Consider the following 15,817-nt stretch of genomic DNA (forward strand, 5'->3'; position numbering starts at 1 on the left):
CAAATGAATATTATCCTTTGATCTTATCAAAACCTTCTCCATACACGCCGACTACATTAGATTGAGATATGAATGCGTGAGGATCTATTTCTTTTACCAGTCGGAAAATCGATAAGGATTCGTTTCTTTTGGCAAGGATGACCAATACTTTTTTGGGTTGTTTAGAGTACCATCCCATTCCATCAAGAATAGTGACGCCCCTGTTGATATCCTTGTTGATACGGTCTGCTATTTCCTCATACTTTTCTGAAAATATCAATATTTGTATAGATCGTCTGACTCCGTTTATAACCATATCGCAGGTATAAGTCATGACTGCCATGACTACGATCCCGAAAACAATTTTTTCGATGCTATGGAAAAGTACGTAAGAGGACGATATGATAAGAAAGTCGCAATACAAAATAGATCTTCCTAAAGATATTTCTTTATACTTATTTATCATGGCGGCAATAATATCTGTTCCTCCGGTGCTGCCGTTATGGGTGAAGACAATACCTATTCCCGCTCCGCAGAGTATTCCTCCTATGATGCACGACATAAACGGTTCTCCGGTAATAAGCGGTTCTTTTATATACATTCCGAAAAATGAAAGAAGCAAAGTCATGACTATGACGCTGAATATGGTGCGTATGCAGAACTGTATTCCCAAAATACGTATTGCTGCTATTAGCAGTAAAGCATTTAGTGTAAAATAAGATATTGCTACCGGGATTTTAGTCCCGAAAAAGATGAGTGCCGAAACTCCGGCAATACCACCGGTGGTGATTTCATTGGTAAGTAGAAAACTCGTCCATCCGAAAGCATAAAGAACTAATCCGAAGACGATGATCGTGTAGTCTTTTATTTCGATCCAGGCTTTATGAGAATTTAGATTCATAATGCTGATACTGTTTATATTATTGTTATCAAGAACCTTGTCTGAATTTTCCAATAAGAAAATATGATCAGATCATTTTTGTGTTTTTTCCGGACTGTTTTCTTGTTTTCATTCGTCAGATAGCCTACTATCATTCTCGTAAAAAAGGTTCTCAAAAGAAACTTTCAAACTTGCCCTGAGCAAAATTTCGACGCTCTAAAACAATTTCAAAGTTACATCTTTTTTGTATTTTTCCAAATTTAGGTTCTTAGCAGACTGATATTCATAAACAACCCCGAAAAGTCTTAATTATTATACTTTTCGGGGATATTCTTGTAAAAATTTTTTCGTTTAAAGAACGATATTGACGATTTTTTTAGGGACGATGATGATTTTCTTAGGAGTCTTTCCATCTATCCATTTTGCAGATGACGGATGTTCCAATACTGTTTTTTCTATTTCTTCTTTAGAAGCATCTGCTGCGAATTCGATATTGAAGCGGGCTTTTCCATTGAATGAAATTGTATAGTTGACAGTATCTTCTTTAAGATATTCTTCATTGAATCCCGGCCATTGAGCATCACATACCGATGTCGTGTGTCCTAATTGCGACCATAATTCTTCGCATATATGCGGTGCGAACGGAGTCAGCAGTATTATGATTTGTTCCAGTATTTTACTGTTTCTGCATTTTAACGCAGAAAGTTCATTTATACAAATCATAAAAGCACTGATAGAAGTATTGTATGAGAAATTTTCTATATCCCAGCTTACTTTTTTGATGAGTTTGTGTAATGATTTCAGTTCTTCCCGTGTAGGTTCTTCGTTGTTTACGACCAATTGGTCTCCGTCGAAGAACAGATTCCAGAATTTTTTCAAGAAACGGTGTACACCGTCTATACCGTTTGTATCCCAAGGTTTACTTTGTTCGAGTGGGCCTAAGAACATTTCATATAAACGGAGAGTATCTGCACCGTATTTTTCTACTATATCATCCGGATTTACGACGTTGAACATCGATTTTGACATTTTTTCTACTGCCCATCCGCAGATATATTTTCCGTCTTCTAAGATAAATTCTGCCGTTTCGAATTCAGGTCTCCATTTTTTAAAGGCCTCTATATCGAGAATATCATTACTTACGATGTTTACATCTACGTGTATAGGGGTCGTGTCATATTCCTTTTTAAGATTGTATGATACGAATGTATTGGTATCTTTTATTCTGTAAACGAAATTAGACCGGCCTTGAATCATACCTTGATTTACTAATTTGCGGAATGGTTCGGCTTCACAGACAATTCCCAGATCATACAGAAATTTGTTCCAGAAACGGCTATAAATAAGGTGTCCGGTGGCATGTTCGGTTCCACCAATATAGAGATCTACATTGCGCCAATATTCGTTAGCCTCTTTCGATACGAGCGCATTGTTATTATGCGGGTCCATATAACGGAGATAATATGCTGATGATCCAGCAAATCCGGGCATGGTGCAAAGTTCTAAAGGAAAGTGATCTTCTGTTTCCCAATTTTTCGCTCTTCCCAGAGGCGGTTCACCTTGTTCGGTCGGTAGAAACTTATCTATTTCCGGCAATAACAAAGGCAATTTGCTTTCGTCCAGCATATAGGGCATATCGTCTTTATAATAGACAGGAAACGGTTCGCCCCAATATCGTTGGCGGCTAAAAATGGCATCGCGCAGACGATAATTGACTTTGATCCGTCCTAATCCTTTTTCTTGTATAAAGGCTTTTGTTTTAGCTATAGCCTCTTTTACTTCAAGGCCGTTGAGGTCGAGACCGTTTCCGCAAGAATTGATCATTTTACCCTCTTTGGCATCGAAGCTTTCTTCGGAAACGTCGCAGCCCTCTATCAACGGGATGATCGGCAAGCCGAAATGTTTAGCAAAGGCATAGTCGCGGCTGTCATGTGCCGGTACTGCCATAATTGCTCCTGTTCCGTACCCGGCGAGCACATAATCGCTTATCCAGATAGGAATTTTTTCATTATTCAGCGGATTTATGGCGTATGCTCCGGAGAATACGCCACTTACGCTTCTGTCCATTAATCGTTCTCGCTCTGTTCTGTGTTTGATACTGTCCAGATAGGCATCTACCTCTTTTTTTTGTTCAGGAGTAGTAACCTGTGCCACGTAATCGCTTTCCGGAGCTAATACCATAAAAGTGACTCCGAAGATCGTATCGGCACGTGTTGTGAATATCGTAAACTCTACATCCGATTCTACTACTTTAAATTTCATTTCAGCACCTTCGGAACGTCCTATCCAGTTTCTTTGCGTTTCTTTGAGAGACTCGCTCCAGTCTATCGTATCGAGTCCGTCGAGCAGGCGTTGAGCATAAGCCGATACCCGTAAGCACCATTGACGCATAATTTTTTGTTCTACGGGATAGCCTCCACGAACCGACAAACCTTCGCTGACCTCATCATTAGCGAGGACCGTTCCAAGTTGCGGACACCAGTTTACCATCGTATCTCCTAAATAGGCAATACGATAATTCAGCAAAGTTTTTTGCTGTTCCTTGACACTCATCTTTTTCCATTCGTCCGCCGTAAAAGAAAGCTCTTCGCTACAAGCGACATTCAACCCTTCAGTTCCGGACGTTTCGAAGATTTTCGTTAAAGTTTCTATGGGTAGAGCCTTTTGTTCATCATAGGAGTAAAAACTGTTGAACATTTTTTCAAAAGCCCATTGTGTCCATTTATAATATTCCGGATCGCACGTGCGTATTTCACGACTCCAGTCATAACAAAATCCTATTTTATCGAGTTGTTCCCGATAACGGTTGATATTTTTTTCGGTAGTTATTGCCGGATGCTGTCCGGTCTGTATCGCATATTGTTCGGCCGGAAGCCCGTATGCATCATATCCCATCGGATGCAGAACATTGAATCCTTTCAGGCGCTTAAAACGGGAATAAATATCTGAAGCGATGTATCCGAGCGGATGTCCGACATGCAGACCTGCACCGGACGGGTACGGGAACATGTCTAAAACATAAAATTTCTTTTTTCCCTCTTTCTCGGTCACTTTATACGTCTGGTTATCTTTCCAGTACTGTTGCCATTTTTTTTCTATTTCCCTGAAATTATATTCCATTTTATATCTTTTTTATCTCTTTTTCGTAAGTGTGTTATTTACAATATGTTGGTTTTGATAGTAAATATCTTTGCAAAAGTAATAAAAATATGCTGTATATAAGAGCCAGTCTAAATTTTCCTTCTGTAAAATTCCGACAAGCCCTAAGCTTCTTGTCTTGTTCAGAAAGATAGTTTATGGTTATAAGAACGGGATAACTTTAAAAAATGTGTGAAAAGAGAGTTCGGTATAAGAGGTGATTGTCTGTAAAATAAAAAGTTTTTGTACGTTTGTAAAGATATCTCTTGTATATATGAGAATAGTCATAATCTAATGATAGATTGAATAATGAAAATAGGAAATATGGATTTGGGCAAATACCCTGTCTTATTAGCTCCTATGGAGGATGTTACGGATATTTCTTTTCGACTCATGTGTAAAGAGTTCGGAGCAGATATGGTATATACCGAGTTTGTGTCGAGCGATGCTCTTATACGGAATGTGAGTAAGACACAAGCCAAACTTTCTATCCGAAATGAAGAGCGTCCCGTCGCAATACAGATTTACGGTCGCGAGACAGCAGCTATGGCTGATGCTGCCCGTATTTGTGAGGAGGCTTGTCCTGATGTGTTGGATATTAATTTCGGATGTCCGGTGAAAAAGGTGGCAGGAAAAGGCGCCGGAGCCGGAATGTTGAGAGATATTCCTAAAATGCTTGAGATTACCCGGGCTGTTGTGAATGCCGTAAAAATCCCCGTGACGGTGAAAACTCGCTTGGGTTGGGATCATGATTCCCGAATAATCGTAGAACTGGCCGAGCAGTTGCAAGATTGCGGTATTGCTGCATTGGCGATTCATGGGCGTACTCGCAGTCAGATGTACACCGGAGAGGCGGATTGGAGTTTGATAGGCAAGGTGAAAGAGAATCCTCGTATGAAAATACCTATCATAGGAAACGGTGATGTAACGACACCGCAAATCGCTCGTGAAAAATTCGAAAAGTACGGTGTAGATGCCATTATGGTAGGCAGGGCTTCTATCGGTTCTCCTTGGATTTTTAAGGAGATAAAGCAATATATGGAAACCGGGCATTGTGAACCTTTGTCTGTTTCGGATAAAATGTCTGTTTTGCGTCGGCAATTGAAAGAAAGCGTCGATCGATTGGATGAACGTCGTGGAATTTTGCATATCCGCAGACATTTGGCAGCAACACCTTTATTTAAGGGTATTCCTAATTTTAGGGATACGCGTATAGCCATGCTCAGGGCTGAAACTCTTGGTGAGTTGTCTGCTATTTTGGATAAAATAGAGTCTGAAATATTGATAAAATAGAATTAATTATAAAATAAACAGAGATCATGAGAATGAAAAATTTATGGAGAATAGCAGCGGTATGCTGTCTCTTTTCATTGTCGTTATTTTCAGCGCAGGCTGTCGGTGACGGAAATAACAAATATGTTACTAAAGAGATGAAAGTAGATGATTTTTATAGAGTAAAGATCAATACGGCGTTTAATGTAGTGTATCATCACAGTAAGGATTCTGCAGGATTGATCCGGATTTACGGAGAAGAAAATATTCTGGATGAAGTAAAGCCGGTTTCGAAAGACGGAACTTTAGAGATCAAATTCGTCAATACAGCTAAGCGTGAGTACGGAGTTATTATTTTAGACGTTTATTCTTCCGATTTACAGGAAGTGCAGAGCGATGCAGGCGGAGTTTTCGAGACTTCCGGTAGTTTGTCCGGTTCAGAATTGGATATTCTACTGATGGGTAATGGTCTTGTTCGTTGTAACAAACTTGACTATGGCATTGTAAAAGCTCGTATTATGACCGGTTCGGGAGATATATTTTTAAGCGGTACATGCCGTGAAGCCCGTTTGTCTATTGCCGGTTCGGGAGAAATAAAAGGTCATGAGCTGAAAGCCCGTGATGTAAATTGCAATATTACCGGAAACGGAAGTATAGGTTGTTGGGCTGAAGAAAATCTGAAAGCTTTTATTACCGGGAAAGGCGATGTTTATTATAAGGGAAAGCCTACTGTCAAGAAACGTGGAATCGGGTCGGGTCGTGCTATTCCTCTAATCGATTGATCTGTTTTTTGTCTTTTTACGTATCTTATATATAGACAATTATTTAATAAAAAAACCAGGAAAATTATTTCCCGGTTTTTTTATTAAAAGGCTTCTATTCTTTATTTTTTGATGAATGGAATTACAGTTGTTCCATCAGCAGTTTTGATTTTTGCGATATAATAACCGGCAGCAAGGTCATCTACCGAAATTTGAGTAGTTGCAGAAACTGCTTTTACTACACTACCTTGTCCGTTTACGATGGTCACATCACAAACTTCAGAGAAGTTAAGAATGTCTTTTACCGGATTAGGATAAGCTTTAACAGTAGTTTTATCAGCTACATTGTTGTCGATAGCAGAGCTTTCTCCGTCTATAATTTGATTTACGGTAAATGTTCCTTCGTCAAATTCACTATTTGTTATATTTATAGTTACAGTAGATACTTTATTATCGCATGCTCCTACACCATTCTTATATACATTTTCAGCTTCTTTTGTAGATGTTGTTTCTCCGCTTTTATAGTCATAAACGATGGAATAAGAAGAATAGGTGGTAACTACTTTGTTTGCTTGATCTCTGGAGCTGAATCCATAATCGACAGTCGAATAAATATTGTTTGTGGAGAATGTAGTTCCTGTCGGATATACGGTCATATATTCATTTTGTGAAGCATCAATAGCAGGAGTCTCTATATTTCCTTGTCTTGCTGTTTCTACAGAGAGGTCGGATGGATTTATTTTTACTACATACGAGTCGAATTTTCCTTTACATATTAAATCGTTTTGGAAAGGAAGGTTTTCATTAAACAACCCGGCTACGACAATTTTGCCATCTCTTTCCGAAATGCCACCGATTACATTTTGAAGATCATTTGTTAATACCTTGGCTGATTCATATACGTTTTTCTGATTCAGTGTACCGTCGATATTAATATCGGCAAGAATAATTCCTCTGCTGTATAATTCTCCTTCGATAGGTAACTCTATATTCTCGGAACTATTACCTACGGTCAGGGTCTGATTACCCATCGCACCGAATATAGCGTATATGTGATCTGTATTAGCATACATTTTGGCATCCGTAACCGAGTAAAGGGCATTTGCTCCTTCCACAATAGGACTTAAATCTGCTAATTTTGCATCGATTGCGAGGTCGGTAGTCAATGAAATTACACAACCGCTATATAAGTCGGCAGCCATGCCTGTACCGTCATCAAAGGCTTTTGCATTAAAAGTGAATCCGTCTTTTTCTGTTTTTCCGGCATAAAGAACAGATGCATATAATTTACCATTTATAAATTGTAGATCTTGTATGTTAAAACTTGCGTCCACTATTAGAAACATAAAAGATGAGCCGGGTAGGTCTGCCAGATTGGTTTTAAAAGTTTCCAATTTCAACAAAACACCAGCATTACTGTATTTTGCAATGAATCCGGAATTTGTATATAAAGTTCCTTCTCCTAATGGAGATTCGTATGTATTACAAGTTGCTGTTTGTTTGCTATTGTCCTGGCCGTTGAATATGGTTGTTTCTCCTGTATATGTACCGGCTACGTAAATATTACCATCGTTATCATAAGTGATAGCGTTGATTTGAGTCGATTCTCCGTTAATTACATTTGCCCATACCGGTTCACCCGTAGCACTGTATTTAAACAGGAACGAATCTCCTGTGTTTTCAAAGTTCAAGGCTGTATTGCCAAAACTGACATCTTCTTTAGTTAAGCTTCCTGCCACGTAAGTTTCACCAGATGGTGTAACAACAACGGCAGAGGATGTTGTGGCATAGGATGCCTTTGTCGGAGTATCTATGGTTTTACTCCACTGTGCTTGTGCCGACGTTACTAACGCTGCACAAAAAAGAATAAGTAGTCCTTTTTTCATAATCACAATAATTTAAAGTGAATAAATAGTATATGAGAAAAATACCTAATCTGACTTTAGTTGGTCAGATTAGGGTTACTTTGTATAGCCTCATTCGGTATGCGGATAGTATAACGCTCGTCACCCTGTTCGAGTTTATATTCTTTCTCGTTTTCTGTTTTTGTGATTGCCGGTTGAGTAGTACGACGGAGATCAAACCAGCGGTGTCCTTCGAAAGCCAGCTCACGATAACGTTCGTCATATATTTCTTGAAGCAGTTCATCCTTATCCATTGCCTCTACTTTTGTTTCTTCTTCGGCATAGCCGGTAGCATTGAACCGTTTTGCTTTTAGTTGTAAAAGATAATCTTTCGCATCAATCAGATTATCATCCTGACAAGCCGCTTCGGCAGCATTCAGATATATTTCTCCGGTTCGGAATGTACAGGCATATTCGTTGCTTCCGCCCTTTCTTACCGTATATCTTCCGCCTCCTTCTGAAGTGTAGAAGCGATTTTTTCTTCTGTAATCGTTAGAGTTGTAGAGGTTATATAGATCTGTAGAGATATAGATAGCTCTGTTTATATCTGCTGAGGAATATTCCAGTGCCATAATCGACTCTACAGATTGATAATTGTTTGGCATTGTGGTTTGCGAAAGATCTACGAGTTCTTTATTTATTTCCAGAACTTCTTTAGATGCATTTAAAGATTCGCTCCATTTCTGCATATACAGGTATAATCTTGATCTGAATGCTTTTAAAGCTGTAGTGGTGAATCTGTAGTTAAAACCTACATCCCATTTTTCTACATTCAATCGTTTCCCGGCTTCAACGATATCCGACTCTATGGCTGCGTATATTTCCGCTACCGTATTCCGTGAAGGAGCGTCTTCAGTGTTCGAATTCAGTTTAAGAGGAACAGCTTTTGTATTTAAATTTTCTTCGTTATAGGGCTTTCCGTAAAGGTTGACCAGCATAAAATGTATATATGCCCGCATGGCGTATGCTTCCCCTACGAGTTGTGCTATTTCTTCTTTACTTCCCCCAGTCATTTTATTCTCGTTTTCTATTGTATAGTTGATGAGGAAAAGGGCTTGGTAATATTGCCGCCAACCAAAATCAGAAGAATAGTCGGGACTGTAATCATCCCATGTCCATTCTTCGAAATAAAGACTTCGGCTTTCCGTATCGGTAAAAGATCCTACTTCATCGCTGCGGAATGCCGTGCGTGCTCTTCCGCTTTTAGGAGTACTTACGTATGCCTGTGTCATTAAAGCTCTGAATTCTGTAGCAGTCGTAGGAATTACTTTTCCGACAGGAGTAATATCCAAAAAATTGTCGCAGGAAATGAATCCTGTTGCCAAAAATATTGACAGTATATAAATTATCTTTTTCATCGGATTCGTACGTTAAAAGTTTAAATTAAGACTGAACGTAACTGACTTCGGAATGGGTTGTGCATATACGTTACCCATTGTTTCCGGATCGAGATAATTGGTATAGTCCGATCCGACTACAAACAGGTTGCGTCCTTCTAAAGAAATAGATCCGGAACTCATGTGGAATAACTTCAGCCAATTCTCAGGCAGTTTATATCCGACACGAATACTTTGTATTCTCATATAGTTCCCTTTTTTTACCCAAGTGTCCATCGAATTATAATAATTCAAGTCATTGAAAGCCGTATATTCGTTGTGGCGATAAGACTGTCCGTTTTTCGTATCACTGATAAGTGCGGGGAAGCGTCCGTTCGGGTTGCTTGGTGTCCATCTGTCTAAAATATCACGATTCGTATTCATTCCCCGATCATAACTTGTGATGGAGTATGAAGGTTGTGTCTGGACGTATTGACCTAAATTGAAAATACAGTTGACCGCTATTTCGAAACGTTTGATAGTAAATGTGTTTGTAAAACCTCCTGAGTAAAGCGGTTCTGTAGTTCCGATATATTTGAATAGGGCCCGATGTTCCTCAGCCGTAAGGTCAGGACCATCATTCTTCATATTGAAATATTGTTCTGCGGTAACTTTTTCTCCGGCACTATTTAGGAATAGAGGGTACCCTTCGCTGTCGAGACCGGCAGACGGATAAGCGAAGATAGCACCGATCGGGTAACCTACCAATGACGGTGTCGTTTGGTTGGCAGGTACGGACATTTTCAAAATCTTGTTGTTGTTATATCCGATGTTGAAATTTGTGTACCATGTGAAATTTTTGGTATGTATGTTTCTTGTCGTCAAACTCAACTCTATTCCTTGGTTTCTCAACGTCGCCCAATTGACAGTGGTAGAAGAGAAGCCTGTTTCCAAAGGTGTCATTTTTGTCCCGATCAAGTCGCTGCTATAACGATAGTAATAGTCTATTCCCAAGCTGATAGCCTGATCGAGTACCGAGAAATCAAGACCCGCATTTACCGATTGGGTTTTTTCCCAACGCAGTTTATCATTGGGTGGAGAATCTACCCGGATGGTATTCTCGCTGTTGCCCGGTAATATCTGTTCTACTTTGTAAGTTCCCATAACGTATGGGGATGTATTTTTATCGATATTTCCCTGAATACCATAAGAAGCTCTGACAGCAAGGTTATCTATCCAATCGGCCGAGCGCATAAATTCTTCACTGGAGATTCTCCATAATCCGCTGACCGAATAAAGCGGGAGATAACGGTATTTTTTATCTACACCGAAAAGGTCAGAACCGTCAAACCGGATGCTTCCTCCTAATGTATAGCGTTGCAGCAACGTATAAGAGAATGTTCCGAACCATGACGCATAAGCATTTTCAACATAAGTTTTTGAATGCAGGGGAACAGATGAAGCTTGCTCGTTACTTGGGAAAATAACCGGTTGTGTAGTCAAAGTTTTCCGGTCGAACCCATAACCTGCAGAGAACAAGGTTTGATACCAAGTTTTTCTTATCTCAGCTCCTGCCATAGCCTCTATTTCGTGTATGTTCTTTATTTGAGTACGGTATTCGGCCATTGTTTTCCAAGTGACCTGAGAAGATTTATTTTCGTATTGTTTGTGGAAACCTCCGTCTGGAAGAAATGATTTGTCTCCCAAACTGGCAAGACGAGTTTTTCTCTTTTCTTTACGCATAGCATAGCTGTCGTGGTCTGCTATTTTTTCGATCGAGCTGTTATTTACCTGTAAACCTACTTGAGATGTAATTTTGAAATGGTCGTTTAACCTTAAATTTACATCGAATATAGAAGAAAACGATTGAATCGTATTTTCGTTTGAGGTATTATTCCTTTCTTCGAAAATATTGAAATTTTCTATTTCATCGTCACCTTTGCCCGTGATGTTGTCATCATATATGTAATTATTATTTTCGTCATATACCTGTTGATACGGATTTGCTCTCCGAGAATAAAATGTCGGGCTGGTAAAGCTGTCCGCATCGGTTAAGTATGAATGGTTCTTCATCTGGTTAGCGTATATATTAGCTCCCAGTTGCAAGTATTTATTTACCTTGTAAGTGGTTTTGCCGGTAAAATTGAATCGGCTGGCGTCTACACCGATAACGTTTCCTTTTTCGGTATAATAGCCCAAAGAGGTGTAATAAGTAGCACGATCGCCTCCACCGGATAAACTTAAATTGTATTCCTGATTGAATGCATCCCGGAAAAGAATATCATTCCAGTCTGTATTTATCGCGCGTAATTGGTTTATTGCGGCTTGGGCTTCGGGAGAAATGGCACTGAACCCTCCTGCTTTGAAAGCATCGAGCTGATTGTATTGTTGCAATATTTCCGATACACCGCCTTTTTTTTCTCGATAAGTATAGTCAGATTGTAATAAATCCATTTCTAACTGAACTTTTTCATCAGAGTTCAGTAAGTTTAATCTATCGATGTTTACATTGGGAACATAAGACAGTTTTGTAGAGAAAGAAACCCGAGTTTTCCCTTTTTTTCCGCTTTTGGTCGTAATAACAATAACTCCGTTGGCAGCTCGTGCACCGTATATCGCCGTAGCAGCAGCGTCTTTTAAAACGGTAACATCTTCTATATCGTTCGGATTGATACCGGCAATAGATGTAGAATATATATTATCTATATCTTGTAAGTCTTCCATTTTAGGTATATCTGTGCCTTCTAACGGAATACCGTCCAATACCCATAACGGATCTTGTGTTCCGTTTAATGAAGAAGTTCCGCGGATCCTTATTTTTACCGGAGCACCCGGAGCACCGGTTGATGTTACTGCAGAAAGCCCAGCTACCTGCCCTGCTAGGATTTGGTCAATCGAATGAGAACTTCCGATCAGTTGATCAGTCATTTTTACTTTAGAAATGGCTGAGGTAAGTTTCCGTCGCTCGATATTCTGATATCCGGTAACGACGATATTATCAAGCTCATGAGAGGATGATTCTAATTTGATGTTGTAAAATGTTTCTTTTCCGAGTTTGATCTCTTTTTGATTGTGTCCCAGATAACTGCAGAAAATGCGGGTAATATTATCGGGGACATTGATAATAAAGCTTCCGTCGATAGCCGTCATTACACCGATCGATTCTTTAGGATAATTTATCTTTTTCAGGTCATCGGTCGACACGAATACAGATGCTCCGATAAGCGGCATGTTGTCTTCATCTGAGGTAACAAGTCCTTTGATTTCACGGGTAGCCGAGAATACCGACATTGTATAAACCATCAGTGTGGAAATCAATAAGAATTTTTTCATCTGACAAAATCTGTATGTCCAAAAAAACGTTCGTTTTTTCGGACGGTTTATAATATTTACTCTTCGAGGATATAATTTCTATAAATCCTTTTATTTCAGTTTTTTGCTGATCCTTTGACTTTATCTGACAACCTTGTTTTTCTTGCTGAAAAAACGAACGTTTGTTTGAATGAAATTAAGGATAAGCAATTTATAAAAAGTCCGGTACGGATATTATTTGTTTAATCCTAAACCGGTATTGATACGTAATAAAACGTCTGTATAATGATAACGGGCGGCCAAATCGGATGTTGTATTTACTCGTTTTTGTAACAGTTCTCTTACTCTGAGTAATTCTCCTCGTTTTACAGATACGGCGTCAGAAGTACGATTCGATTGTCCGCTGTAAAAGTTTACATTACGGGCAGACCGTTCTTCATCTCCTTCAAAATGTTGTCCGCAGCAAGGTAATACAAGATCTTGTAATCCAGTTCCGACTAGTTTTGGAGCGCTTTTGGTCGTTGCTTCTTCTTGGGCGGCGACTAAAAGCGCATCGATAAAGCCTTTTTGTAGCGCTCTCATATTTGCATCGGGAATTCCTCCTCTTTCTGTAATACCGAATATATGCTTGTGCATCATGTCCAGCATTTCGATAGCGGTGAAAGCTTTTTTCCCGTTCTGTTTCTCGTTTTCTATCATGCGGATAATCCGGTTATTGGTGAGCAAGTCCCAGAAAATATATCCGTGCATGTTTTTTAATGTGTATGAAGGAGAGTTTTCGATAGCTCCCATCATCGAATTTTGTATCGGAAATGTATATTTGTTTATATCCGCATTCAATAGCCAATCGGGACTGGTCAATACCTCATCTAATAAGAACTGTAATGCTTCTTTCTGGCGATCTTTTTCGACAAAAGCGTAAGTTTCTTGTCCGTCTCCGATAGCCGTATTTTCAAGATACATGCCACCTACGTTAGAAAGTACGTGATAAGTATAGAGATTCCATTGTCCGATTATCGCATTGTATAATCTTCCGGCATCGGTATAAGTTTGCCCTTTTTCTCCGGTGGTTGTCCATTCGATGATATGCGGCATGATTCTTTTAATATTTGCCATCCCGTAACGGGCTGCTTTTACGTTATCATCTCCGAGATCTTCTATCATGGCTCGCGGATCGGTTGCATCACGCATTGATTGGGCGTCGGCAAATCGATATAACGGTCCGGTATGTTTGCTCAAAAATTCGTAAACGGCATCTTTCTCTTGATCGGGAGATTCAATATCTCTCCAACGGTATCCGAATTCTATAGCAAATATATCATACGGGCCGATATGCGGAGCGAATTCAGTAATTCCGTCTCCGGGTTGCGCTACGTAATTATAGCGTGCATAATCCATGATAGACGATGCCGTAGATTTCATTTTGTTTGTAAATGTTTTGGAGCGTAATGAATCTGTCGGATAAGCTGCCGAAGCGATCATATTGTGGCGTAAACCCAAAGAATGTCCGATTTCATGACAGGCTACAAAACGCATGGCATCTCCCATGAGACTATCCGGTAATAGACATTGTTGTGCAGCCGGATTAACAGCTCCGGTTTGAATGGTAATCCAATTTTTAAGTATAGAAATGACATTGTGCCACCAGATAACATCGGCTTCGATGATTTCTCCTGAACGGGGATCGTATATCGAAGGACCCATGGCATTCGACTCTGCCGAAGCGACATAATTGATAACAGAATAATTAATGTCATCTTCGTCAGCAGCAACACTATCCGGAAGTTGTTTGGCAATTATAGCATTTTTAAATCCTGCTTTTTCAAAAGCTACCTGCCAGTCTTCTACTCCTTGTTTTATATATTTTCTCCATTGTACGGGAGTCGTTTTGTCGATATAAAAGACTATCGGCTTTTGCGGTTCGACCAGTTCTCCTCTAAGATAGGCTTCCTTGTCTTCGGGTTTCGGTTCGAGCCGCCAACGGGTAATTAATTTTCGAGAATCCAGTTTTTGTTGTTTATCGCTGAAAAAGAGTTGAGGAACATAAAAGTATCCTACTCGGGGAGTCGTATAACGTCCTATCATCGGTTTTTCCGGTAACAACACAATCGAGGAGCTGACTTCTGCAGTCAGATTATTTACTTTGTTGAACTCTTTTTCATGGGTCGTCAATTCGGATATGACAACTACATTATTTTCGAATGCCTTGGTTTTGACAATTCTTGAAAGATTCTTATCTATTGAAGAATTGACATTCAAATTCGGAAAAAATCTGTTGATAGGAGATTCTCCATTGTAAATATCATTAATTTTGATTACAAACGCAGTTGTGTCTTTATTGTATGCTTCTATTTTGAAACTTGTCATTAACGGTGAGATGTAATTTTCATCGACCGATTTACCGATGGCATCGCCTTCCGGATATTGAGGTTTGGGCTGTATTTCCCGGACAAGAATTTTATTTTCGTCCTTATTCCACTCAAAACGTACTAACTCGGTTTGGTAATTGATTCCTTTATTTATTCCCGATCCGTTGATGACAGCCGGAACTTTTGTCAGCTTATTGACAATCAGCATATCCCGGTTAAGTAGCTTTGCCGGAATCTCGAAATAGTAATCGTTTTTCTTTTTATGAATGCGGAACATCCCTTCTTGGGTAATAGTTCCCGGCCCAACGATTTTTTCATAATCATTTTTTGATTTTGTAGAGTCTTTGGCCGCTACGGTTTCATCCTTTTTAGATTTACGGGATTTTTTATTCTTTTTCTTGAATATGTTTAGTTGTAATTCTTCTTGTTGAATCGTATTGTTTACAGGCAATTCTCCGGCATAGCAGACACCGATAAAAGAGAACATTATTCCCCACAAGATAAACTTGCTTTTCTTCATATGAGTTAAATGTTTAAGTTAATTTCTTGTTTTACAGTTTGATGCGACGGTTTATTATTTAATTGAGTTTCTGTCGAGTTTATTATCCTGTATTTTTGTAAACCTAGCATTTTCAATCCTTTTCAAAAAGCAAAGGTATATATTGTTTTTTTATTTGCAAGCAGTTGTCTCTATTTTTATGTATTTTCAATCAAAAATGATGTGCTTAAAACGTTTTTTATGACAAAAACTTACAGAAAATTGTGTTTTTATGACAAAAAACAGACACATTTGAAAATGGCACATGTTGCGAGTTGTCGGTTTGTATATATAAAAAGAAGGTGTCTAAAAAGGATGCCTTCTTTTTTTTGTCATGCCGCCCTTTTA

At 39.1% G+C, this 15,817-nt stretch carries 8 protein-coding genes; 2 read left to right on the forward strand and 6 right to left on the reverse strand.

Annotated elements, in window-relative coordinates:
- Window positions 1-10: 10 nt before the first annotated feature.
- Both AC0UMU_RS07590 and leuS read right to left on the reverse strand, forming a co-directional pair.
- Window positions 11-880 (reverse strand): YitT family protein, encoded by an 870-nt coding sequence (locus AC0UMU_RS07590; protein WP_022391206.1) that lies wholly within the window; start codon window positions 878-880, stop codon window positions 11-13.
- Window positions 881-1,210: 330 nt separating this feature from the next.
- Window positions 1,211-3,979 carry a leucine--tRNA ligase gene (gene leuS, locus AC0UMU_RS07595; RefSeq protein WP_278714819.1) on the reverse strand — a complete coding sequence of 923 codons (2,769 nt, stop codon included), beginning with the start codon at window positions 3,977-3,979 and terminating at the stop codon, window positions 1,211-1,213.
- A gap of 327 nt (window positions 3,980-4,306) precedes the next feature.
- Here leuS and dusB point away from each other — a divergent pair, with 327 nt between their 5' ends.
- Together dusB and AC0UMU_RS07605 are read left to right on the forward strand one after the other, a co-directional pair.
- Window positions 4,307-5,290 carry a tRNA dihydrouridine synthase DusB gene (gene dusB / locus AC0UMU_RS07600; protein ID WP_009318373.1) on the forward strand — a complete coding sequence of 328 codons (984 nt, stop codon included), beginning with the start codon at window positions 4,307-4,309 and terminating at the stop codon, window positions 5,288-5,290.
- 26 nt (window positions 5,291-5,316) lie between these two features.
- Entirely contained in the window at window positions 5,317-6,051 is a 735-nt protein-coding gene (locus AC0UMU_RS07605) for a head GIN domain-containing protein (protein WP_009318374.1), read from the forward strand.
- Window positions 6,052-6,152: 101 nt separating this feature from the next.
- Here the strand turns inward: AC0UMU_RS07605 and AC0UMU_RS07610 are convergent, their stop codons facing one another.
- From AC0UMU_RS07610 to AC0UMU_RS07625, 4 genes are all read right to left on the reverse strand, one after another.
- Window positions 6,153-7,916 carry a T9SS type A sorting domain-containing protein gene (locus AC0UMU_RS07610; RefSeq protein WP_473979906.1) on the reverse strand — a complete coding sequence of 588 codons (1,764 nt, stop codon included), beginning with the start codon at window positions 7,914-7,916 and terminating at the stop codon, window positions 6,153-6,155.
- Window positions 7,917-7,972: 56 nt separating this feature from the next.
- Window positions 7,973-9,292, reverse strand: coding sequence for a RagB/SusD family nutrient uptake outer membrane protein (locus AC0UMU_RS07615; RefSeq protein ID WP_022600082.1), 1,320 nt, complete (start codon window positions 9,290-9,292; stop codon window positions 7,973-7,975).
- Window positions 9,293-9,304: 12 nt separating this feature from the next.
- Window positions 9,305-12,583: a SusC/RagA family TonB-linked outer membrane protein gene (locus AC0UMU_RS07620; protein ID WP_031258182.1), complete on the reverse strand. Its 3,279-nt coding sequence runs from the start codon at window positions 12,581-12,583 to the stop codon at window positions 9,305-9,307.
- A 213-nt stretch (window positions 12,584-12,796) separates the two neighbouring features.
- Window positions 12,797-15,451, reverse strand: a complete 2,655-nt coding sequence (locus AC0UMU_RS07625) for a zinc-dependent metalloprotease (protein WP_278714807.1) — start codon at window positions 15,449-15,451, stop codon at window positions 12,797-12,799.
- Window positions 15,452-15,817 lie beyond the last annotated feature (366 nt).

The sequence above is a fragment of the Coprobacter fastidiosus genome (assembly GCF_982245605.1).

Bases quoted from the DNA above. Each gene is read 5' to 3' on its own strand.
- AC0UMU_RS07610 (WP_473979906.1), bottom strand. From the start codon at position 7,916: ATGAAAAAAGGACTACTTATTCTTTTTTGTGCAGCGTTAGTAACGTCG.
- AC0UMU_RS07615 (WP_022600082.1), bottom strand. From the start codon at position 9,292: ATGAAAAAGATAATTTATATACTGTCAATATTTTTGGCAACAGGATTC.
- AC0UMU_RS07620 (WP_031258182.1), bottom strand. From the start codon at position 12,583: ATGAAAAAATTCTTATTGATTTCCACACTGATGGTTTATACAATGTCG.
- dusB (WP_009318373.1), top strand. From the start codon at position 4,307: ATGAAAATAGGAAATATGGATTTGGGCAAATACCCTGTCTTATTAGCT.
- AC0UMU_RS07590 (WP_022391206.1), bottom strand. From the start codon at position 880: ATGAATCTAAATTCTCATAAAGCCTGGATCGAAATAAAAGACTACACG.
- AC0UMU_RS07605 (WP_009318374.1), top strand. From the start codon at position 5,317: ATGAGAATGAAAAATTTATGGAGAATAGCAGCGGTATGCTGTCTCTTT.
- leuS (WP_278714819.1), bottom strand. From the start codon at position 3,979: ATGGAATATAATTTCAGGGAAATAGAAAAAAAATGGCAACAGTACTGG.
- AC0UMU_RS07625 (WP_278714807.1), bottom strand. From the start codon at position 15,451: ATGAAGAAAAGCAAGTTTATCTTGTGGGGAATAATGTTCTCTTTTATC.